Source organism: Lentzea sp. NPDC102401, assembly GCF_044765805.1.
GTDB lineage: Bacteria > Actinomycetota > Actinomycetes > Mycobacteriales > Pseudonocardiaceae > Lentzea > Lentzea sokolovensis.
The window spans coordinates 434818-460605 of sequence record NZ_JBIWKS010000002.1 but is presented as its reverse complement, the minus strand read 5'-3'; the positions used below and the strand labels follow the sequence as shown (position 1 = coordinate 460605).

Genomic DNA, 25788 nt, shown 5'->3' with positions numbered 1-25788 from the left:
CGCTCCCGGCGCCTCCAAGATCACGTGTGCGTTCGTGCCGCTGATGCCGAACGACGACACCGCCGCCCGCCGCGCCCGCTCCACCGAGGGCCACGCGGTGTTCTCCTGCAGCAGCTCGACCGCGCCCTCGCTCCAGTCGACGTGCGACGAAGGCGTCGAAGCGTGCAATGTCCGCGGCAACACCCCGTGCCGCATCGCCTGCACCATCTTGATGATGCCCGCGACACCGGCCGCCGCCTGCGTGTGCCCGATGTTCGACTTGATGCCACCGAGCAGCAGCGGCACGTCCCGATCCTGCCCGTACGTCGCCATCAGCGCCTGGGCCTCGATGGGGTCGCCCAAAGACGTACCGGTGCCATGAGCCTCGACGGCATCGACATCAGCAGCGGACAACCCGGCCGACGCCAACGCCTGACGGATCACCCTCTGCTGCGACGGCCCGTTAGGCGCCGTCAGCCCGTTGGACGCGCCATCCTGATTGATCGCGGAACCACGCACGACCGCAAGAACCGTGTGGCCAAGACGCACAGCATCAGACTGACGCTCCAACACGAGCAGACCCACACCCTCAGACCAACCGACACCATCTGCCGTGTCCGAGAACGCCTTGCACCGCCCGTCCTCTGACAGACCACGCTGACGGGAGAACCCGACGAACGACCCCGGAGTCGACATCACGGTCACACCACCGGCCAACGCCAACGAGCACTCGCCGGCCCGAAGAGCCTGCATGGCCCAATGCAGCGCCACCAACGACGAAGAGCACGCGGTGTCGATCGACACCGACGGCCCCTCAAGCCCGAGCGCGTAGGACACGCGCCCGGAGATCACCGAAGGCGAAGCACCGGTCGAGCCGAAGCCCTCGGTGTCCGCACCGCCGATGAGCTGCGTGTAGTCGTTGTACATCACACCGGCGAACACACCCGTCGAGCTGCCACGCAACGATGCCGGCGCGATCCCGGAACGCTCCAACGCCTCCCACGCGGTCTCCAGCATGAGCCGCTGCTGCGAGTCCGTCGCGACGGCCTCCCGCGGCGACATCCCGAAGAACTCCGGATCGAACTGGTCCGCGTCGTGCAGGAAGCCGCCCGCACGCACGTACGACGTGCCGGGGTGGTCAGGGTCCGGGTGGAACAACGTGTCCAGATCCCAGCCGCGGTTCGCCGGGAACGGCGTGATCGCGTCGACGCCGGAAGCCACCAGGTCCCACAGGTCCTCCGGCGAGGAGACACCGCCGGGGTATCGGCAGGCCATGCCGACGATCACGATCGGATCGTCCGAAGTGGACACCAGTGCGGGCAGGTCCGAGACGTCCGTGACCGCTCCGAGCAGCTCGTCCTTCAGGTACCCGGCCAGCTGCGCCGACGACGGGTAGTCGAACACCACGGTCGCCGGCAGCTTGAGCCCGGTGACCGCCGTGAGCCGGTTGCGCAGCTCGACCGCGGTCAGCGAGTCGAACCCGAGCTCCTGGAACGCCCGCGCCGGGTCGACCGCCGCGATCGTGTCGTAGCCGAGCACCGCCGCGACCTCGCCGCGAACCAGGTCCACGAGCGCTTCACTCCGCCCGGCTTCGTCCAGAACGGACAGTCGCTGCACCAGCCCGGAGGCCGTCTCCGACCCCGCGACCTTGCGCCGTGCCTTGACCCGGATCAGCCCGCGCAGCAACGGTTTCACGTCGCCGTTCTGCTTCAGCACCGCCAGGTCGAGCCGCACCGGAACCACCGCGGGTTCCGCTCCGGCGACTGCCGCGTCGAACAACCGCAGCCCCAGCTCGGACGAGATGGCCGGCATGCCGGAGCGCTGCATCCGTTCGGCATCCTCGGCCGACACCATGCCGGTGTCCCAGGCACCCCACGCCAGCGACACGCCGGGCAACCCGTTGAGCTGCCGGTGCGCGGCCAGTGCGTCGAGGAACGCGTTGCCGGCGGCGTAGTTGCCCTGCCCGGCGTTGCCGAACACCCCGGCCGCCGACGAGAACATCACGAACCTGGACGTCTCGGTCGCGAGATCGTGCAGGTTCAGTGCCGCATCCACCTTGGCGCGCAACACATCGTCGACCCGCTCCGGCGTGAGCGACTCGATCACACCGTCGTCCAGCACACCGGCCGCGTGCACGACACCACGAACCTTGTGCTGCTTCAACACCTCCCACAACGCGGCCCGATCAGCGGCATCGCAGGCGACAACAGAAACTTTCGCACCCAACGCCTCCAGCTCACTCACATCACCGGAACCGCTGCGGCTCACCAGCACCAGCTCGGTGACCCCGTGCGTCTCCACCAGGTGCCGTGCCACGATCCGCCCAAGTCCGCCAGTGCCGCCCGTGATCAGCACCGGGCTCTCCCAGCCGCCCTCAGCGGTCCGGCCCGCGACCCGTCCCAGACGCGCCGCCCGAGCCTCACCGTCCCGCACGACCAGCTGCGGCTCGTCCAGGTCCAGCACCCCGAGCAGCGTCGCGAGCGACGACTCCTCGGCGTCCAGGTCGATCAACCCGAACCGGTCCGGGTGCTCGGTCTGCGCGGTCCGCAGCAGCCCCCACACCGCCGCACCGGCCAGATCATCACCCTCGACCGCGCCGCGCGTGACGAACACGAGCCGCCCGTCCCGGTCCTCGCGAATCCATTCTTGGACCAGCTCCAACGCCCGGTGCGTCACGGCCCGCACCGACTCGGCGTTCTGCTCCCCCGCGACCGGCACGAGCACAACGTCCGTGTCCGCCAGCGAAAGCAGGCCCTCGACCCGTCCGACGGACAACCCGAGCACGTCCGGCCCGAGCACGCTGACCGTCTTGCCCGCCTCGGCCGGCGGCACCGCGACAGGCGTCCACCGCACCGCGAACAAAGCGTCCAGCTCAGCCGGCTGCTCGGCCGCGACGGCCCGCATCACCAGCGACTCGACCGACGCCACCGGGTTGCCGGCGGGGTCGGCGAGCGCGATCCGCAGCCCGTTGCCGTCGCGCGTCATCTTCACCCGCAACGCCGTAGCCGCGGTCGCGTGCAGCGACACGTTCTCCCACGCGAACGGAAGCCCGGCGACCCCGCTCTCGTCGAGCAGCGAGACGTGCAGCGCGGTGTCGAGCAACGCCGGATGCAGCCCGAACGGCTTGACGTTGACGTCGTCCGGCAGCGCCACCTCGGCATACGTGGTGTCGCCGTCACGCCAGGCCGCCCGCAACCCCTGGAACAGCCCGCCGTAGGCGAACCCGGCCTCCGCGAACTTCTCGTAACACCCTTCCACGTCAACAACTTCAGCCTTGGGTGGCCACACCGATGCGTCGAACTCGACGCGCTGCTCTCCTCCGGCCAGCACACCGCTGACCACCTGGGTCCACGGCGCGTCAGCCACCTCGTCAGGCCGCGCGTGGATGGTGAACGTCCGGCGCTCATCGCCGGCGGACACCTTCATCTGCAGCGCGAGCCCACCGTGCTCCGGCAGGATCACCGGTGCCGACAACGTCAGCTCCTCCAGCCGGTCCAGCCCGACCTCGTCCCCGGCCCGCAGCGCGAGCTCGACGAGCGCCGCACCCGGCACCATCACGCGTCCCATGATCGTGTGGTGGCGAATCCACGGATGCGTGCGCGCCGCCAGCCTGCTCGTGAACAGGAACCCTTCCCCGTCAGCGAGTTCCGCCGACGCGATCAGCAACGGGTGCCCGACCGCGACCATGCCGATGCCGGACGCGTCGTCTCCGCCGATCCGCACCGAGGGCCAGTACCGCTGGTGGTCGAACGCGTAGGTGGGCAGGTCGATCTTCTCGCCACCGGCGCAGAACCCGCTCCAGTCGACCTTCACCCCTTCAACGTGCAGACGAGCCAACGCCGTCAGAGCAGCAACGCGCTCACCCTTGTCCTTGCGCAGCAGGGGAATCGAGTCCTCGACCAACCCGCTGAGCACTCCGTCCGGCCCCACCTCGACGAACGTGGTCGCGCCACCATCCCGAAGCCCGCGCACGTTGTCCGTGAACCGCACCGCGTCCCGAACGTGGTTCACCCAGTAGTCAACGGTCGTGACGTCCCCGCTGGCCACCACAGGAATGCTCGGCTCTCGCAGGGTGATCTCCGCGAGCGACTCGCGGAAGTCGTCCAGCATCGGCTCCATCAACGGCGAGTGGAACGCATGCGACACCCTCAGCCGCTTGCTCTTCCACCGCTCAGCGATCGCCAGCACGTCGTCTTCCGCACCCGCGATCACCACTGACTTGGGCCCGTTGACCGCCGCGATTGACACGCGATCCGTGAGGTGCGGCAGAACTTCGTCCTCAGAAGCTTGAACCGAGACCATCGCGCCACCCTCAGGCAACGCCTGCATGAGCGCGGACCTCGCGGTGACCAGCAGACACGCGTCCTCGACGCTCACCACACCGGCAACGTGCGCCGCCGCGATCTCTCCAATGGAATGCCCGGCAACCTGATCGGGCTGGACACCCCACGACTCCAGCAGCCGGTACAGCGCCACCTCGACGGCGAACAACGCCGGCTGCGCCACCCCGGTCTGGTTCAGCGCCTCCTGGTCGTCACCCCACATGACGTCCCGAACAGCCGGGTCGAGGTACATCAACACGGCGTCAAGCGCCTCGGCGAACACCGGGAACGCGTCGTACAACTCGCGCCCCATGCCAACCCGCTGCGCCCCTTGCCCGCTGAACAGCACCGCAACCGACCGCTGCGACAGCGCGACCCCGGACGCCAGCACCTCGTCCCCGAGCACCACGGCCCGATGATCGAACCGCGCCCGAGTGTTCAACAACGAGAACGCCACATCCTCAGGTGCCCCTTCAGCGGCCTTGGCCCGCTCGATCTGCCCGGGCAACGCCTCCGCGGTCCTGGCCGACACCACGAACGGCACCAGGTTGTCCACAGGCGCCGAGTTGTCCACAGATCGCCCAGCGGCCCCTTGACCAGCATTTTCGTCCGGTACGCTGGAAATTGGGGGGATCCCCGGGGCTTCCGGCGCTTCCAAGATCACGTGCGCGTTGGTGCCGGAAAGCCCGAACGACGAGACACCGGCCCGACGCGGCCGCGAAACCGCAGGCCACGGCGTCGCCTCGGTGACGAGTTCGACCGCCCCCTCGTTCCAGTCGACGTGCGACGAAGGCGAAGTCACGTGCAGGGTCGGCGGCACAACGCCGTTCCGCATCGCCTGCACCATCTTGATCACGCCCGCCACACCCGCGGCGGCCTGCGTGTGCCCGATGTTCGACTTGATGCCACCGAGCAGCAGCGGCACCGCACGATCCTGCCCGTAGGTCGCGAGCAACGCCTGCGCCTCGATCGGGTCCCCCAAAGTCGTACCCGTGCCGTGCGCCTCAACCGTGTCGACATCAGCAGTGGTCAGTCCAGCAGACGCCAGCGCCTGCCGAATCACCCTCTGCTGCGACGGCCCGTTGGGCGCCGTCAGCCCGTTAGAAGCGCCGTCCTGGTTGATCGCCGATCCGCGCACGACAGCAAGAACCGTGTGGCCAAGACGCACCGCATCAGACTGACGCTCCAACACGAGCAGACCCACACCCTCAGACCAACCAACGCCATCGGCGGAGTCGGAGAATGCCTTGCACCGCCCGTCCTCCGACAACCCCCGCTGACGGGAGAACCCGACGAACGCACCCGGCGTCGACATCACCGTCACACCGCCAGCCAGCGCCAGCGAGCACTCACCGGCCCGAAGTGCCTGCGCCGCAAGGTGCATCGCGACCAGCGACGACGAGCACGCGGTGTCGATCGACACCGACGGCCCCTCGAACCCGAACGTGTAGGACACCCGGCCCGACACCACCGAGGGCGAGGTCCCGGCCCCCTGGTGCCCTTCGGAGTCGGACTCCAGGATCTGCGCGTAGTCCGAGTACATGACACCGGCGAACACACCGGTTCGACTGCCGCGCAACGCCTGTGGGTCGATCCCGGCCCGTTCCAGCGCCTCCCAGGTCGTCTCCAGCAGGATGCGCTGCTGCCCGTCCGTGCCGAGCGCCTCCCGCGGCGACATCCCGAAGAATGCCGGATCGAACTGGTCCGCGTCGTGCAGGAAGCCACCGGCGCGCGCGTAGGACGTGCCGAGGTGGTCGGGGTCCGGGTGGAACAACGAGTCGAGATCCCAGCCGCGGTTCGCCGGGAACGGCGTGATCGCGTCCGTGCCCGACGCCACCAGGTCCCACAGCGTCTCCGGCGACGTCACGCCACCGGGGAACCGGCAGGCCATGCCGACGATCACGATCGGATCGTCCGAAGTGGACACCAACGCGGGCAGATCCGCCACCACGTCCGCCGAGCCGAACAGCTCGGCGTGCAGGTGATCGGCCAGCGCGATCGCCGTCGGGTAGTCGAACACCAGCGTCGCCGGCAGCCGCAGCCCGGTCGCCTCGGTCAGCTGGTTGCGCAGCTCGACGGCGGTCAGCGAGTCGAACCCGAGGTCCTGGAACGCCCGCGTCGCGTCCACGGCGTCGATCGAGGCGTGGCCCAGCACCGAGGACACCTGCGTGCGCACCAGGTCGACGAGAGCCGAGCGCCGGTCGGTGACGTCCATCGCGCCGAGCTTCTGCACCAGCCCGGAAGCGGTGCCGGAACCAGCAGCCGCCCGCCGTGCCCTGACCCGGATCAGCCCCTGCAGCAACGGCGCCACCGCACCGCGTGCCCGCAACGTCGCGAGGTCGAGCCGCACCGGAACGGTCAGCGCCGCCCCGCTCGTCACGGCCGCGTCGAACAGCTCCAGCCCCTGCTCGACCGTGATCGGCGGCATGCCGGCGGTGGCCATCCGCGCGGCCTCGGCCTCGGTCAGCTCGCCGGTCATGCCGCTGACACCGGCCCACACGCCCCAGGCCATCGACGTCGCGGGCAGCCCGGACGCCTTGCGGCGCGCGGAAAGCGCGTCGAGGAACGCGTTACCCGCCGCGTAGTTGGCCTGCCCGGCGTTGCCGAACACACCGGCCGCCGACGAGAACACCACGAACGCGGTGAGATCGGACGTCAGCTCGTGCAGATGCCAGGCGGCATCAGCTTTGGGCCTGAGCACGGTCGCGAGGCGCTCCGGCGTCATCGACTCGATCACGCCGTCGTCCAGCACACCGGCCGCGTGCACGACACCCCGGATCTCGTGCTGTGCAAGAAGTTCCGCGACAGCATCCCGATCGGTCACGTCACACGCCGCAACGGTGACCTGTGCTCCCAACGCTTCCAGCTCCGCCGTGTCGGCCTGGCCGCGACGGCTCACGAGCAGCAGCTCCCGAACGCCGTGCGCCTCGACGAGATGCTTTGCGACGACAGCACCCAGTCCGCCCGTGCCGCCGGTGACCAGGACCTTGCCTTCCCACCGGACCTCGGACTCGCCGGTGACCCGCGCCAGCCGTGCGGCCAGCACCTCGCCGTCACGCACCACGAGCTGCGGCTCGTCGACCCCGAACGCCACTGAGACCATCGCGGTGGAAAGGTTGTTGCCGCACAGGTCGATCAACCCGAAGCGTTCCGGGTGTTCCGACTGCGCCGACCGCACCAGACCCCAGACCGCGGCGGCACCCATGTCCTCACCGGTGGTCGCCCCCCGCGTGACGAACGTGAGCCTGCCGTCCTTGCCGCTGCTGATCCACTCCTGCACCAGCCCCAGCACGCGCGCCGTGTTGCGGTGCGTGCTGCCGAGCACGTCCTCCGATCCCACGATCGGTACCAGCACAAGTCCCGCGTCGGCGTCGGTGATCGTGCCGACGACCGGGAACCCGAGATCGAGCACGTCCGGCCCGAGCACCGCGACCGACGCGGGCGCGGCGACGTCCTCCTGGGTGACCGGCACCCACTCGAGCCCGAACAGCTCACTCTGCCTGGCCTCGCCGAGTTGCTCGACGTTCACCGCACGCACGATCACGGCCTCGACCGTGGCGACCGGCGCACCCGTGACGTCGGCCAGCGCGATCGTCCTGCGCATGCCGCCCTCGTCGCGGGTCAGCTTGACGCGCAGCTCGCTCGCCCCGGTCGCGTGCAGCGACACGCCTTCCCACGAGAACGGCAGACCGGCGTCGAGCGTCTCGTCCAACAACGCCGCGTGCAGCGCCGAGTCGAGCAACGCCGGATGCAGACCGTATGCGGCCCCGTCGACGCCCTCCGGCAACGCGAGCTCGGCGTAGATCTCCCCGCCGACCCGCCAGGCCGCCTTGAGGTTCTGGAACGCGTGCCCGTAGGCGAACCCGGCGCTCGCGAACCGCTCGTAGCACTCCTCGTAGTCCATCGCCACGGCCCCGGCAGGCGGCCAGACGGAAGCGTCGAAGCTGCCCGTGGTCGTGCCACTCGCCAGGAAACCGGTCGCGTGCTGCGTCCACGGCACGTCCTGCGCGTCCTCAAGCCGTGAGTGGATCGCGTACTGCCGACGACCGTTGCTCTCCGCACCGACCTTCAACTGCACCTGCACGGCACCGCGCTCCGGCAGAACGAGCGGCGCTGCCAGCGTGAGGTCGTCGACCCGGTCGAGCCCGACCTCGTCCGCTGCCCTCATGGCCAGCTCGATCAGCACGGCGGCCGGCACCAGGTTGCGACCCATGATCACGTGGTCGGCGAGCCACGGGTGCGTGCTCAGCGACACCCGGCTGGTGAACACCACACCTTCGCCCTCGGCGAGCTCCACCGACGCGCCGAGCAACGGGTGCCCGACGCTGACCAGTCCGAGCCCCGAGGCGTCCGACGCCTTCCCGGCGCTCGCCGGCCAGTACCGCTGCCGGTTGAACGGGTAGGTGGGCAGCTCGATGCGCTTACCGCCGCCGTAGAACCGCGCCCAATCAACGTTGATTCCGTCGACATGTACTTGACTCAGTGCAGTCAACATTGATTCAACATCAGACTTGACCCGCGTCAACGTCGGAATCAACCCGTCAACCATCGCCGTCAACTGCGCGTCCGGCCCCACCTCGACCAGCGTCACGTCACCCAACCGCGTGACGTTGTCGTGGAACCGCACGGTGTCACGGACGTGATTGACCCAGTAGTCGACCGTCGTGACATCCCCGGATGTCGACATTCCGACAACAGGCTCGTGGAACGTCAGTCCACCGATCGCCTCACGGAAGTCATCCAGCATCGGCTCCATCAACGCCGAGTGGAAAGCGTGACTGACCTTCAGCCGCTTGCTCTTCCACAGCTCCGCAAGGGCCAGCACCTCTGCCTCAACACCAGCGATCACCACAGACCGCGGCCCGTTGACGGCAGCGACAGACACACCATCCGTCAGGTGCTCACGCACCTCGTCCTCGGACGCGATGACGGACACCATCGCACCGCCGGACGGCAACGCCTGCATGAGCGCCGAACGCGCCGTCACCAACAAGCACGCGTCATCCAGACTCAGCACACCCGCGACGTGCGCGGCGGCGATCTCACCGATCGAATGCCCGGCGAGCCGCGAGGGCAGCACCCCGAACGACTCCAGCAGCCGGAACAACGCCACCTCGACCGCGAAGATCGCAGGCTGCGCACAGCCGGTCTGGTTGAGCGCCTCCTGATCGTCGCCCCACATGACCTCGCGCAGCGCGGGGTCGAGGTTGACCAGTGCGGCGTCCAAGGCCTCCGCGAACACCGGGAACGCCTCGTACAACTCACGCCCCATGCCAACGCGCTGCGACCCCTGACCGGAGAACACAAAGGCAAGCGGCCGGTTCCGCACCACACCAGCGGCAAGCTCAAGGCCGTTCCACACGACCGCCCGGTGGTCGAACAACGCCCGCGTGGTCGCCAGCGAGAACCCGACGTCCACAGCGGACACACCACTCGCCACGAGTGCGCCGACCTGCTCGACCTGAGCCCGCAACGACGCCGCCGACTTCGCCGACACCACCAGCGGCGCACCCACGACCTGAATCGATCCCGCCTGGCTGGCCCCCAGGGGGTCGCGAGCCCCCATCTCAATCATCTCAGGCAGGTCTGACAATTCCGGAGCGCTCGGAGCCTCCAAGATCACGTGCGCGTTCGTGCCGGAGACACCGAACGACGAGACCGCGGCGCGGCGGGCACGGGCGACCTCAGGCCACGAGGCATTGCCGGTCAGCAGCTGGACCGACCCCGCCTCCCAGTCCACGTGGGACGACGGCGCGTCGATGTGCAGCGTCTGCGGCACGACGCCGTGCCGCAACGCCTGCACCATCTTGATCACGCCCGCCACACCGGCCGCAGCCTGGGTGTGACCGATGTTGGACTTGATCGACCCGAGCAGCAACGGCGACGGCCGGTCCTGGCCGTAGGTCGCGAGCAACGCCTGCGCCTCGATCGGATCGCCCAAAGACGTACCGGTGCCGTGCGCTTCGACGACGTCGACGTCCGCAGGGGACAAACCGGCGGACGCCAGCGCCTGACGGATCACCCGCTGCTGCGAGGGACCGTTGGGCGCGGTCAGGCCGTTGGACGCGCCGTCCTGGTTGACCGCCGAACCACGCACGACGGCCAGCACGTCGTGGCCGTTGCGAACAGCATCAGACAGCCGCTCCAGCACGACCACACCGACACCCTCGGACCAGCCCACACCATCGGCGGAGTCGGAGAACGCCTTGCAGCGGCCGTCCGGCGAGAGCCCGCGCTGCCGTGAGAACCCGATGAACGCACCGGGAGAAGCCAGCACGGTCACGCCGCCGGCCAACGCCAGCGAGCACTCACCGGCGCGGAGAGCCTGCATCGCCCAGTGCATCGCGACCAACGACGACGAGCACGCCGTGTCGAGTGTGACCGCGGGCCCCTCGAAGCCGAACGTGTAGGAGACACGGCCCGACACCACCGAAGGCGAACCGCCGGTCGTCTGGTAGCCCTCGGAATCGCCTTCGAGCAGCAGCGAGTAGTCGTTGTACATGACACCGGCGAACACGCCGGTCGGGCTGCCCTTCAACGCGACGGGGTCGATCCCGGACCGCTCCAGCGCCTCCCACGACGCCTCGAGCAGCAGACGCTGCTGCGCGTCGGTCGACACCGCCTCACGCGGCGACATGCCGAAGAACTCCGGATCGAACTGGTCGGCGTCGTGCAGGAAGCCACCGGACTTCGTGTACGAGGTGCCGGCGTGGTCGGGGTCCGGGTGGTAGAGCGAGTCGAGGTCCCAGCCGCGGTTGGACGGGAACTCCGTGATGGCGTCGCGCCCGTCGATTACGAGATCCCACAGCTGTTCCGGCGTGGCGACACCGCCGGGATAGCGGCAGGCCATGCCGACGATCACGATCGGGTCGTCCGAAGTGGACATCAGTGCGGGCAGCTCGGACACCGCGTTCGAAGCGCCGAACAGTTCGTCGCGCAGGAAACCCGCGAGCACCGCGGACGTCGGGTAGTCGAAGATCAGCGTGCTCGGCAGGCGCAGCCCGGTGACTCCGGTCAGGCGGTTGCGCAGGTCGACCGCGGTCAGCGAGTCGAACCCGAGGTCCTGGAACGCCTTCGCCGGGTCCACCGCGGCGACACCGTCGTGGCCGAGCACCGCGGCGACCTCGGTGCGCACCAGGTCGAGCAGCGCGGCGAGCCGTGCCTCCGGGGACACCGCCGTGAGCCGCTGCACCAGCCCCGAGTCGGCCTGGGCCGCCGCGCGACGCGCCTTCGTGCGGATCAGTCCGCGCAAGAGCGGGCGGATCTCGTTGTGGCCGCGCAACGTCGCGAGGTCCAGGCGCAACGGCAACAGCACCGCGTCCTCACCTGCGATCGCCGCGTCGAACAGCGCGAGCCCCTGCTCCACCGACAGCGGCGGAGTTCCGCCTCGTGCCATGCGTTCGGCGTCGGCCTCGGACAGCATGCCGGTCTGGTTCCACGCGCCCCACGCCAACGACACCGCCGGCAGTCCGGCCGAACGCCGGTGCTGCGCCAGCGCGTCGAGGAACGCGTTGCCCGCCGCGTAGTTCGCCTGCCCCGCGGCCCCGAACGTGCCGGCGGCGCTGGAGAAGACGATGAAGTTGTCGAGGTTCTTGGTGAGCTCGTGCAGGTTCCAGGCGGCATCGACCTTGGGCTTGAGCACGGCCGAGAGCCGATCCGGAGTGAGCGATTCGATCACGCCGTCGTCCAGCACACCGGCGGTGTGCACGACGCTGCGGACCTTGTGCTTCTTCAACACCTTCTGCAGCGACTTGCGGTCACTGACATCGCACGCGACGACGGTGACCTTGGCGTCCACATCGGACACGTCGGCCTTGCCGGTGCGGCTGACCAGCACCAGTTCCTGGACGCCGTAACGTTCGACGAGGTGCTTCGCGATCACCCGTCCCAGCCCACCGGTGCCGCCGGTGATCAGCACCGGCCCGGTGAACTCGCCCTGCTCCGCCGCCTCGGCCCGCGCGAGCCGCGCCACGGACACCTGACCATCGCGCACCCGCAGCTGCGGCTCGTCGATCGCGAGAACCTGCTCGGACACCTCGGCATCGGTGTCGATGAGCGTGAACCGGCCGGGGTGCTCGTTCTGCGCGGCCCGGACCAGGCCGTGCACCGCGCTCGCGGCCAGGTCGTCCTGCCGCGTCACGAACACGAGCCGTTCGGCACGTTCCTCAGCGATCCAGCGCTGCACCAACTCCAGCGCACGGGCGGCGAGAGCGTGCGTCTGCGCGACGACGTCCCCGTCGCCGACGAACTCCTCCACACACACGGCGGCCGCACCGGCATTGGGCAGCGACACCGGCACCCAGTCGAGCCGGAACAACGAGTCGCGGTCCACCGCGCTCATCTGCTGCCCGGACACCGCCCGCGTCACCAGCGACCCGATCGTCGCGACCGGAGCACCCGTGGTGTCGGCGACCGCGATCACCCACGCGTCCCCGTTACGCCGCAGCCGCACCCGGACCGACGCCGCGCCGGTGGCGTGCAGCGACACGCCTTCCCACGAGAACGGCAGCCCCGCCTCGGCCCCGCCGAAGAACCCGCCGGCGTGCAGCGTGGCGTCGAGCAGCGCCGGGTGCAGCCCGAACGCCGCCCCGTCCACGTCCTCGGGCAGCGCGACCTCGGCGAACACCTCGCCGTCCCCGCGCCAGACCGCCCGCAGCCCCTGGAACACCGGCCCGTACTCGAAGCCGTTCTCCGCGAACCGCTCGTAGGCCCCTTCGACGTCAACGCTTTCCGCGTCCGGCGGCCAGACGGTCGCATCGAAGTCACTGGCAGTCGTGCCACTCGCCAGGAAACCGGTGGCGTGCTGCGTCCACGGCGCGTTCTCGCCATCCGGCCGTGAGAAGACTCCGACCGTACGACGTCCGTTCTCTTCCTCGCCCACCGCGACCTGAACCCGCACAGCACCCTGTTCGGGCAGCACGAGCGGCGCGGCCAGCGTCAGCTCGTCAACGCGGTCGAGCCCGACCTCGTCCCCCGCCCGAACCGCGAGTTCCAGGAACGCCGTGCCGGGCAGCAGCACCTGCCCGAACACCCGGTGATCCGCGAGCCACGGGTGCGAGCCCAGCGACAACCGGCTCGTGAACAGCACCCCGTCCGCACCGGCCACGTCGACCGCCGCCCCGAGCAGCGGGTGCTCCACCCGCGTGAGCCCGAGCGCACCGACGTCACCGGCCTTGCGCGCCGCCTTCGGCCAGAACATCTGGTGCTCGAACGCGTAGGTGGGCAGATCGACCTTCCGTCCACCTGTGTACAGCGGCGTCCAGTCAACATTGATTCCGTCAACATGTACTTGACCGAGTGCAGTCAACATTGACGTGACTTCACCGCGGTCACGCCTCAACACCGCCGTGGAGCCGTCCACCATCGCGCTCAACTGCGCGTCCGGCCCGACCTCCAGCAGCGTGACGTCACCCAGCCGAGTGACGTTGTCGTGGAACCGCACGGTGTCACGGACGTGATTGACCCAGTAGTCGACGGTCGTGACATCGCCGGATGTCGACATTCCGACAACCGGCTCACGGAACTCGATCCCGCTGATCGCCTCGCGGAAGTCGTCCAGCATCGGCTCCATCAACGGCGAGTGGAACGCGTGCGACACCTTCAACCGCTTGCTCTTCCACCGCTCCGCAACAGCCAGCACCTCGTCTTCCACGCCGGCGATCACGACCGCGCGCGGCCCGTTGACCGCCGCGATCGACACGCCCGCGGTGAGGTGTGGGGCGACCTCTTCTTCGGAAGCAATGACGGACACCATCGCGCCACCAGTCGGCAACGCCTGCATGAGAGCCGCCCGCGCCGTAACCAGCAAGCACGCATCCTCAAGGCTCAAGACACCTGCAACGTGCGCTGCCGCGATCTCCCCGACCGAGTGCCCGACCAGATGGTCCGGCCGTACCCCGAACGACTCGATCAACCGGTACAGCGCCACCTCAACGGCGAACAACGCCGGCTGCGCCACCCCGGTCTGGTTCAACGCTTCCTGGTCATCGCCCCACATGACCTCGCGCACCGCCGGATCGAGGTTGACCAGCGCGGCATCGAACGCCTCCGCGAACACCGGGAACGCCTCGTACAGCTCACGCCCGGCCCCGATCCGCTGCGCCCCCTGCCCGGAGAACAGGAACGCCAACGGCCTCCCTGCCACCACCCCTTCAGCGACGACCTCACCGCCAAGCACCACGGCCCGGTGGTCAAACAACGCCCGCGTGGTGGCCAACGAGAACCCAACGTCCACAGCGGACACGCCACTGCTCACCAACGCCGCGATCCGCTCAACCTGCGCCCGCAACGCCGCCGCCGACTTCGCCGACACCGCCAACGGCACCGCGCCGACCTGCGGAATCGATTCGGACTGGCCGGCCCCCAGGGGGTCGCGAGCCCCCATCCCAATCATCTCAGGCAGGTCTGACAATTCCGGAGCGCCAGGAGCTTCCAAGATCACGTGCGCGTTCGTGCCCGACACACCGAACGACGAGACACCGGCGCGACGGGCGCGCGACACCGAAGGCCACGTGCGGGACGAGGTCAGCACCTCGACGGCGCCGGACTCCCAGTCGACCTGCGTGGTCGGCGTGCCGACGTGCAGCGTCTCGGGCAGCACGCCGTGGCGCAGCGCCTGCACCATCTTGATCACGCCCGCGACACCGGCGGCCGCCTGCGTGTGGCCGATGTTCGACTTGATCGAACCCAGGTAGAGCGGCTCGGAGCGGTCCTGCCCGTACACCGCCAGCAGCGCCTGCGCCTCGATCGGGTCACCCAGCCTGGTGGCGGTGCCGTGCGCCTCGACCGCGTCGACATCAGCCGGCGACAACCCGGCCGAAGCCAACGCGGAACGGATCACGCGTTGCTGCGATGGGCCGTTCGGCGCGGTCAGGCCGTTGGAAGCGCCGTCCTGGTTGACGGCCGAACCGCGCACGACCGCCAGCACCGTGTGGCCGTTGCGAACCGCATCAGACTGGCGCTCCAGCACCAGCAGACCGACGCCCTCACCCCAGCCGGTGCCATCCGCGTCGTCGGAGAACGCCTTGCACCGTCCGTCGACGGAAAGTCCACGCTGACGGGAGAACTCGACGTAGGTGGTGGGCGTCGACATCACCGTCACGCCACCTGCCACAGCCAGCGAGCACTCCCCCGACCGCAGCGCCTGCGACGCCAGATGCAGCGCCACCAAGGAAGAAGAGCACGCGGTGTCGACCGTGACGGCCGGGCCCTCGAAGCCGAACGTGTAGGAGACGCGGCCCGAAGCGATCGAGCCCGCGCTGCCCTGGCCCTGGTGTCCCTCGAACTCGGCACCGTCCAGAATGGACGCGTAGTCGTTGTACATGACACCGGTGAACACGCCGGTCGCACTGCCCCGCAACGAAGCCGGGTCGATCCCGGAACGCTCCAGCGCCTCCCAGGTGGTCTCCAGCAGCAGGCGCTGCTGTGAATCCGTGGCCAGTGCCTCGCGCGGCGACATCCCGAAGAAGGCCGGGTCGAACGCCCCCGCCTCGTGCAGGAAGCCACCGGCGATCGAGTAGGTCGTGCCCGCGTGGTCGGGGTCCGGGTGGTAGATGCCGTCGACGTCCCAGCCGCGGTTGACCGGGAACTCCGTGATCGCGTCGGCGCCCTCGGCCACGAGCCGCCACAGGTCCTCGGGCGACGACACGCCTCCGGGATAGCGGCAGGCCATGCCGACGATCACGATCGGATCGTCCGAAGTGGACACCAAAGCGGGCAGAGACGCCCCCGCGTCGACAGCGCCGAACAGCTCGTCCTTCAGGAAACCGGCGAGCACGGCGGCGGTCGGGTAGTCGAACGTGAGCGTCGCGGGCAGGCGCAGCCCGGTGACCTCACCGAGGCGGTTGCGCAGCTCGACCGCGGTCAGCGAGTCGAATCCCAGCGACTGGAAGGCGCGCGACGGGTCGATCGTCTCGCCACCGCTGTGTCCGAGCACCGCACCGACCTCGGCCCGCACCAGGTCCAGCAACGCCTCCAGGCGACCGGCGGCGTCGAGACCGGTCAGTTTCCGCACCAGCGACGACGAGGTGCTGGACGCCGCCGCCCGACGAGCACGGACCTTCACGAGCCCCTGCAGCACAGCCGGAACCTCGCCACGCGCACGGAACACCGGCAGGTCGAGCCGCAGCGGCAACACCAGCGCGGCACCGGAGGACAGTGCGGCGTCGAAGAGCTCGACACCTTCCGCGGGCGTGATCGGCGGCATGCCCGACTTGGCGAGCCGCTCGGCGTCCGCGCCGGACAGCATGCCGGTCTCCGCCCACGCGCCCCACGCCAGCGACACGCCTGGCAGGCCCAGCGAACGCCGGTGCTCGACCACCGCGTCGAGGAACGTGTTGCCCGCCGCGTAGTTGCCCTGGCCAGACGAACCGAAGATGCCCGCACCGGACGAGTAGACGACGAACGCCGAGACGTCGCCGGCGAGCTCGTGCAGGTTCCACGCGGCGTCGACCTTGGGACGCAACACCTTCGAGAGACGTTCTGGCGTGAGCGACTCGATGACGCCGTCGTCCAGCACGCCGGCGGTGTGCACGATGGAACGGATCTGATGGCCTGCAAGGAGGTTGGCGACGGCGTGCCGGTCGGCGACGTCGCAGGCCGCGACCGTGACCGACGCGTCCAGCTCCGCCACCCAGTCCGGCGTCTCACCGCGCCGGCTGACCAGCACCAGGTCGCGGACACCGTGTGCGGCCACGAGGTGCCGCGCGATGACCTGGCCGAGCCCACCGGTACCGCCGGTGATCAGCACAGGTCCTTCCAGCACAACATTGTCACCGGCGGCGACACGGGCGACGCGCGGCACGAAGACCTCGCCGCCCCGCACCCGCAGCTGCGGTTCGGCGCTCGCGAGCGCCGCGTCCGGCAGGTCGCCGTCGGTCTCGATCAACGCGAACCGGCCGGGGTGCTCCGACTGCGCGGCCCGCACGAGCCCCCAGACCGCCGATGCACCCAGATCACCTTGTCGCGTAACGAAAACAAGCTTCTCGGCGCGTTCGGCGGCGATCCACTCCTGGATCTTCGCGAGCGCCTGAGCCGTCACCGCGTGCGCGGCCTCGACCGGAGACCCTTCCGTCTCGACGCGCTCGACGACGTGAGCCGCCGGAACCGCCTCGGTGAGCGTGATCGGCACCCAGTCCAGCCCGAACAACGCGTCCTGCGCGGCGCTGAGCTGCTGTGCCGACACGGCCCGCGTGACGAGCGAGCCGACCGTCGCGACCGGCGTACCGGCGGCGTCGGCGAGGGCGATCTCCATGGAGCTGTCGCCGGTGGTCCGCAGCCGCACCCGCAACGACGTGGCGCCGACCGCGTGCAGCGCGACGCCTTCCCACGAGAACGGCACCGCGCCCTCGGTCCGCTGGTCCGCGAACGCCACGACGTGCAGCGCCGCGTCCAGCAGCGCCGGATGGATGCCGAAACCGGTCGCGGTGACGTCCTCGGGGAGCGCGACCTCGGCGAACACCTGGTCGCCCAGCTTCCACGCGGCACGCAGGCCCTGGAACGCGTGCCCGTAGTCGAACCCGAGCTCCGCGAACCGCTCGTACGCGCCGTCGATCTGCACGGCCTCCGCGCCCGCGGGCGGCCACGTCGAGGTGTCGAAGTCCGCGGTCGTGGCGCCGGACGCCAGGAAACCGGACGCGTGCTCGGTCCACGGCAGGTCGCTGTCCTCCGGACGGCTGTGGATCGCCACCGCCCGCCGGTCACCGCCCACGCCGACCCGGATCTGCACCTGCACGGCACCGGACTCGGGCAGCACCAGCGGCGCCGCGATCGTCAGCTCGTCCACTCGATCGAGGCCCACCTCGTCCGCGGCACGCAGCGCGAGCTCGACGAGTGCCGCACCCGGCAGGAGGACCTTGCCGTGCAGTGAGTGGTCCCGCAGCCACGGGTGAGTGCGCAGCGACAGCCTGCTCGTGAACAGCAGGCCCTCTCCGCCGGCGAGCTCGACGGCGGCGCCGAGCAGCGGATGCTCGACCGCCCCGAGACCGGCCGACCGGACATCCGAGCGCGTGGACACCTCTGGCCAGAACGTTCGCTGCTCGAACGCGTAAGTCGGCAGGTCGATCTTCCGGCCATGTTGACAGAACCTGTTCCAATCAACATTGACGCCGTCAATATTGATTCGACTCAACGCCGTCAACATTGACTTGACCTCGTCACCGTTGCGCCGCACCGCGGGCACGCAGCCGTCCACCATCGCGGACAGCACGCCGTCCGGCCCGATCTCCACGAACTTGACGTCACCCAATGCGGTGACGTTGTCGTGGAAGCGAACGGTGTCGCGGACGTGGTTCACCCAGTAGTCGACAGTGGCGACATCGCCGGACGTCGACATTTCGACAACAGGCTGGTGGAACGTCAGCCCGCTGATCGCCTCGCGGAAGTCGTCCAGCATCGGCTCCATCAACGGCGAGTGGAACGCATGCGACACCTTGAGCCGCTTGTTCTTCCACTTCTGCGCGATGGCGAGCACTTCTTCTTCGACGCCGGCGATCACCACGGACCGAGGCCCGTTGACCACCGCGATGGACACGCCATCGGTCAGGTGCTCGCGCACCTTCTTCTCGGAAGCGACCACGGACACCATCGCGCCACCGGCGGGCAACGGCTGCATGAGCGACGCACGCGCCGTAACGAGCTGACAGGCGTCTTCGAGGCTGAGCACACCGGCGACGTGCGCGGCGGCGATTTCGCCGATGGAATGACCCGCGATGTGGCGCGGCTTCACGCCGTAGAACTCGAACAGCCGGTACAGCGCGACCTGGAACGCGAACAGCGCGGGCTGCGCGACCCCGGTCTGGTTGAGCGCCTCCTGGTCGTCGCCCCACATGACCTCGCGGACAGCCGGATCGAGGTTGGCCAGCACCACGTCGAGCGCCTCGGCGAACACGGGGAACGCCCCGTACAACTCACGGCCCATGCCGATCCGCTGCGACCCCTGCCCGCTGAACAGGAACGCCGAATCGCTGGCCTTGGCGACACCGCGAGCCAACACCTCGCCGTCGAGCAGCACAGCCCGGTGGTCGAACAACGCGCGCGTGGTCAGCAACGAGAACGCGATGTCCGCCGTGTCCCCCGGCCACGCCTTGATCCGCTCGACCTGCCCGGCCAACGCGTCCGCCGAGCGCGCCGACACCACGTAGGGCACTGGCACCGCAGGGGGCGCGGACACCGGAGCCGCCTCGGCCTGCTGAATCGGAGCTTCCAAGATCACGTGCGCGTTCGTGCCGGAGACGCCGAACGACGAGACACCGGCGCGACGCGGGCGGGCGACGGAAGGCCACGTCGTCGCGGTCGTGACCAGGGAGACCTCGCCCGCGGTCCAGTCGATGTGGGTCGACGGCTGGTCGACGTGCAGCGTCGCGGGCACGACGCCGTGGCGCATCGCGTGGACCATCTTGATGATGCCGGCGACACCCGCGGCGGCCTGGGTGTGGCCGATGTTCGACTTGATGGAGCCGAGCAGCAGCGGCGACGGCCGGTCCTGGCCGTACACCGCGAGCAGTGCCTGCGCCTCGATCGGGTCGCCCAGGGTGGTGCCGGTGCCGTGCGCTTCGACGACGTCGACATCGGCCACAGCAAGACCGGCCGAAGCCAGAGCGGAGCGGATCACGCGTTGCTGCGACGGCCCGTTCGGGGCGGTCAGGCCGTTCGAGGCGCCGTCCTGGTTGACCGCCGAACCTCGCACGACCGCCAACACGGTGTGGCCGTTGCGCAGCGCGTCGGACTGGCGTTCCAGCACGAGGAGGCCGACGCCTTCACCCCAGCCGGTGCCGTCGGCGGCGTCGGCGAAGGACTTGCAGCGGCCGTCCATCGCGAGGCCGCGCTGCTTGGAGAACGCGACGAACGAACCCGGCGTCGACATGACGGTCACGCCACCGGCCAGTGCCAGTGAGCATTCGCCGTTGCGCAGGGCCGAGGACGCGAGGTGCAGTGCCACCAAAGAAGAAGAGCAAGCCGTGTCGACGGTGACCGCAGGGCCTTCGAGGCCGAAGGTGTAGGCGACACGGCCGGACAGCACGCTCTGCGCGGTGCCGGTGCCCTGGTAGCCCTCGAAGATGTCGTCGGACACCAATGTCGAGTAGTCGTTGGACATCACGCCCGCGAACACGCCCGTTTTGGAGCCACGAACGGAAGCCGGGTCGATGCCCGCACGCTCGAAGGCCTCCCACGCGGTCCGCAGCAGCAGCCGGTGCTGCACGTCCGTGGCGAGCGCCTCGCGCGGGGACATGCCGAAGAAGTCCGGGTCGAACGACGGGGCGTCGTGCAGGAAACCTCCCTGCATCACGTGCGTCTTGCCCGCGGCGTCCGGGTCCGGATCGAAGAGCCCGTCCAGGTCCCAGCCGCGGTTCGACGGGAAGCCGGTGATGCCGTCACGCTCCTCGAACACCAGGCGCCACAGGTCTTCCGGCGACGCCACACCACCCGGGTAGTGGCAGGCCATGCCGACGATCACGATCGGGTCGTCGGACACCGCTCCGGTGATCACTTCCGGCACGAAGACGTCCGCACCGAAGAGTTCGTCCATCAGATAGGAGGCGAGGGCGCCGGCGGTCGGGTAGTCGAAGATCAGGGTCGCGGGCAGGCGGATGCCGGTCGACGCGGTCAGGCGGTTGCGCAGCTCGACAGCGGTCAGCGAGTCGAACCCGAGCCCCTGGAACGTGCGAGTCCTGTCCACTTCGGACGCGCTGCCGTGGCCGAGCACGGCGGCGACCTCGGTGGCGACCAGGCCCAGCAACGCTTCCAGCCGGGCATCGGAGCCAAGCCGCGACAGTTCGGCGACAAGCCCTTCCGCCGCAACGGACTGCGCGGCGGCACGGCGCTTCGGAGTCTTGATCAGGCCACGCAGCAACGGCGGCGGCGTGCCCTGGGCGCGCAGCGCGGGAAGATCCAACCGAAGCGGCAGCAGGAACGCGTCCGATCCGGCGGCACCAGCGTCGAACAGGGCCAGACCCTCGGCGACCTTCAAGGGAGGCATGCCGGATCGGGCGATGCGCCGCATGTCCGCGTCCGACATCGCGGCGGTCATGCCCGACGTCTGCTCCCAGGCTCCCCACGCGAGCGCGACAGCGTGCTGACAGGATGCGCGGCGCACGCGGGCGAGAGCGTCGACGAAAGCGTTGGCAGCGGCGTAGTTCGCCTGCCCGGCGCCACCGAACGTGCCCGCGGCCGACGAGAACAGCACGAAAGGCACGTCAGGCAACAGCTCGTGCAGGTGCAGCGCCGCATCTGCCTTCGGGCCCAGCACCACGGCGATGCGCTCCGGCGTCAACGATTCAACGACACCGTCGTCCAGCACCGCGGCCGTGTGCACGACGCCGCCGACGGAGTGCCGCGACAGCAACGATTCGAGCGCCGAACGATCGGAGACATCGCATGCCTCGACGATCACGTCCGCGCCGAGCTCCCGCAACGCCGAGACGTCGGCAGAGCCACTGCGCGAGACCAGGAGCAGTTCGCGAACACCATGCTCCACAACGAGATGCCGGGCCACCAGCTGACCGAGCCCGCCGGTGCCACCGGTGACGAGCACGCGACCCGACCAGGACAACCGCGAAGTGGGCAGCGCGGCACGGGCAAGGCGGGCCGCGAGAACGACACCGTCACGGATCGCCAGCACCGGTTCGTCGGTCGTCAACGCGTGCAGCACCGCGCCCACGGAGGCATCGGAGAAGTCCAGGTCCACCAGCACGAAACGGCCGGGGTGCTCTGATTGCGCCGACCGCACCAGGCCACGCGCGGCGGCTCCGGCGAGATCGTCGCCGTCCACCGCGCCGCGCGTCACGAACGCGAGCCGGCCCTCAGGTCGCGCCACGAACTCCTGGATCAGCGACAGCACTCGCGCGCACGTCTCGCGAACATCCGTGCCGACCACAGGAACCAGCGTCAGGTCGGCGTCCGTCAACTCGGAGACGACCGGGCCGGCGGCCAGCGACAGCACGTCCGGCCCGAGCACAGCGACGGTCTGCTCCGCGAACCCGGCCGGCAGTTCGACAGGCGCCCACTCCAGGCGGAACAACGAGTCGCGCTCGACCCCGGACCCCAGCTCGTCAACGGGAACAGGCCGCGTCTGCAGAGCCTCCACGGACGCGACGGGAGCGCCGGTCGCGTCGGCGACGGCGATCTCCATCGAGCCGTCCTCGCCGCGCGACAGCCGCACCCGCACCGCGGAAGCGCCCGACGCGTGCAGCGACACGCCCTGCCAGGAGAACGGCAGCCCGCCGCGGCTGATCGAGCCGAGGTCACCGAACCCGGCGGCGTGCATGCCGGCGTCCAGCAAAGCCGGGTGCAGCCCGAACGCACCGCCGTCGACGCCCTCGGGCAGCGACACCTCGGCGTAGACGACACCGTCGCCGCCACGCCACACCGCCTGCAGGCCCTGGAAGACCGGGCCGTAGTCGAAGCCCATGTCGGTGAAGCGCTCGTACGATCCGGCGATGTCGACGGACTCGGCACCGGCGGGCGGCCACACCGAGGCGTCGAACGAGACCGCGTCGGTACCGGAGCCGAGCACACCGGAAGCGTGCTGAAGCCAAGGCAGGTCAACGGAACCCTCGGCCCGCGAGAAGATCGCGACGCTGCGTTTGCCCTCGGAGTCGGCCGCGCCGACGGAGACCTGCACCTGGGCGGCGGTGTCCGGCGTCAGCACGAGCGGCGCGGCGAGCGTGAGTTCCTCGACGCGGTCGCAGCCGACCTCGTCCGCGGCGCGAACGGCGAGCTCCAGGAAAGCGGTGCCGGCGAACAGAACCCGTCCCATCACGACGTGGTCCGCGAGCCACGGATGCGTCGCCAGCGACAACCGGGACGTGAACAGGTGGCCCGACGAGCCCGCCAGTTCCACGGCCGCACCGAGCAGCGGGTGACCGACCGAGCCGAGGCCGGCGCCGCGCACGTCGCCGGACTGCGTCTTCGGACGCGGCCAGAACCGCTGCCGCTGGAACGCATACGTCGGCAGGTCTGCCTTCTGTGCCCCGGAACCCTCGAACAGCCGGGTCCAGTCCACGGGAACGCCCGCGACGTGCAGCCGCGCCAGCGCCGTCACGAACGCCAGTTCCTCGCCGCGGTCCTTGCGCGCGGTCGGGATCGCGCCGTCGACCATCGCGGCGAGCACGCCGTCCGGGCCGACCTCGACGAACGTCTTGTCACCCAGCGCGGTCACGGTGTCGTGGAACCGCACGGCGTCGCGAACGTGCCGAACCCAGTACTCGGATTGTTCAACAATCCCATGAGTCACCAAGGGAATTGAGGGATTGTTGAACGAAATGCCGGAGATCGCCGCGCGGAAGTCGTCCAGCATCGGCTCCATCAGCGGCGAGTGGAACGCGTGGCTGACCTGCAGCTGCTTGAACTTGCGCGACGCGACGCCGGACGTAGGATCGTTGAGTTGTTCAACAATCCTTTGTGCTTCGCTTTCCACGCCGGCGATGACCAGCGAGGTCAGGCCGTTGATCGCGGCGATCGAGACGCCACCGGTGAGGAGCGGAAGGACCTCGTCCTCCGTGGCCTGCACGGCGATCATCACGCCACCGGCCGGGAGCGACTGCATCAGCGAGGCACGCGCGGTCACCAGCGTGCAGGCGTCCTCCAGCGAGAACACACCGGCGACGTGCGCGGCCGCGATCTCACCGATCGAGTGGCCCGCCACCTGCTCCGGCACGAGTCCGAACGACTCCAGCAACCGGAACAGGGCGACTTCGAAGGCGAACAACGCGGGCTGCGTGTAGCGGGTCTGGTCCAGCGCGGCGGCGTCGTCGCCCCACATCACCGAACGCAGAGCAGGGTCGAGGTGGTCGAGCGCGGCGTCGAACGCGGCGGCGAACACGGGGAACCGGGCGTGCAGCTCACGTCCCATGCCGAGACGCTGCGATCCCTGGCCGGAGAACAGGAACGCGAGTGTGGTCTCGTCGGCGGCCACCCCGCGGGCGAGCTCGGTGCCGTCCGGCAGCACCACGGCACGCTGCTCGAACGACGCCCGCGCCGTCGCCAGGGTGAACGCGATGTCCAGCGGTGACAGGGAGTCCACGACCGCCTGCAGCCGATCCCGTTGCGCGTCCAGGGCAGCGGCGGTGCGACCGGACAGAACCCACGGCAGCACAGCGGGAGCGGAGACGACAGGAGCACCCTCGACGACCAGCGCGGGAGCCTGTTCGAGGATCACGTGCGCGTTCGTGCCCGAGACGCCGAACGCGGACACACCGGCACGCAGCGGGCGGTCGACCGAGGGCCACGGCCGCGCGTCGTGCAGCAGCGACACGTTGCCCTTGGTCCAGTCGACCTGGGTGGAGGGCGTGCCGAGGTGCAGGGACCGCGGCAGCAGTCCGTTCTGCAGCGCCATGACGACCTTGATCACACCGGCGACACCGGCGGCGCCCTGGGGATGGCCGATGTTGGACTTGATCGACCCGAGGTAGAGCGGCTCGGCGCGGTCCTGCCCGTACACCGAGAGGATGGCCTGCGCCTCGATCGGGTCGCCCAGCGTGGTTCCGGTGCCGTGCGCCTCGACGGCGTCCACATCGGACGGTGCGAGGCCGCCGTTCTGCAGTGCCTGACGGATGACGCGCTGCTGTGAGGGCCCGTTCGGAGCGGTCAGGCCGTTGGAGGCGCCGTCCTGGTTGACGGCGGAACCGCGGACCACGGCGAGGATCTTGTCGCCGGCGCGTTGCGCGTCGGAGAGTCGCTTCAGCACCAGCACGCCGACGCCCTCGGACCAGCCGGTGCCGTCCGCGTCGTCCGAGAACGCCTTGCAGCGCCCGTTTCCGGCGAGCCCGCCCTGCGAGGTGAAGGCGGCGAACCCGGCGGGCGTCGTCATGACCGCGACACCACCGGCGAGCGCCAGATCGCACTCACCGGCACGCAGCGCGGACGAGGCGAGGTGCAGTGCCACCAGAGAAGAAGAACAAGCCGTGTCGACGGTGACAGCGGGACCTTCCAGGCCCAGCAGATAGGAGATGCGACCGGAGAGAACGGAAGCGGCGAACGCGGTCGTGGCGTACAGGCCGACGTCCTCGCCCGAGCGCGAGAGCAGATCGGCGTAGTCCTGCGAGGTCGTGCCCATGAACACACCGGTCTTGGTGCCGCGCAACGACTGCGCGTTCACGCCCGCGCGTTCCAGGGCCTCCCAGGCGGTTTCGAGCAGGAGGCGCTGCTGCGGGTCCATGACGACGGCTTCGCGGGGCGAGATGCCGAAGAACCCGGCGTCGAACGACGCCGGGTCTTCGAGAAAACCACCTTCGATCGTGGCGGAGTCGAGATCGGTGACGTCCCAGCCGCGGTCGGCGGGGAATCCGCCGATCACGTCCCTGCCTTCCGCGACGACCTGCCAGAGTTCCTCGGGCGAGGCCACCCCGCCGGGGTACCGGCAGCCGATGCCCACGATCGCGATCGGTTCCACCGCTGCCGCGATCAGCTGCTGGTTCTGCTTGCGCAGCCGGTCGATCTCCTTCAGTGACGACCGCAGAGCCTCGACGTACTGGTTAGCAGAGGTGGTCAT

1 protein-coding gene (only partly in view) is annotated in these 25788 nt (G+C 69.6%); it reads right to left on the bottom strand.

Annotated features, from left to right (window positions below; genetic code table 11):
* Positions 1-25788 carry the 5' portion of an SDR family NAD(P)-dependent oxidoreductase gene (locus ACIRG5_RS07585; RefSeq protein ID WP_402901703.1) on the bottom strand. 3849 nt of this gene lie to the left of the window's left edge, so only the first 25788 of its 29637 coding nucleotides appear in the window; the start codon lies at positions 25786-25788; the stop codon falls past the left edge of the window.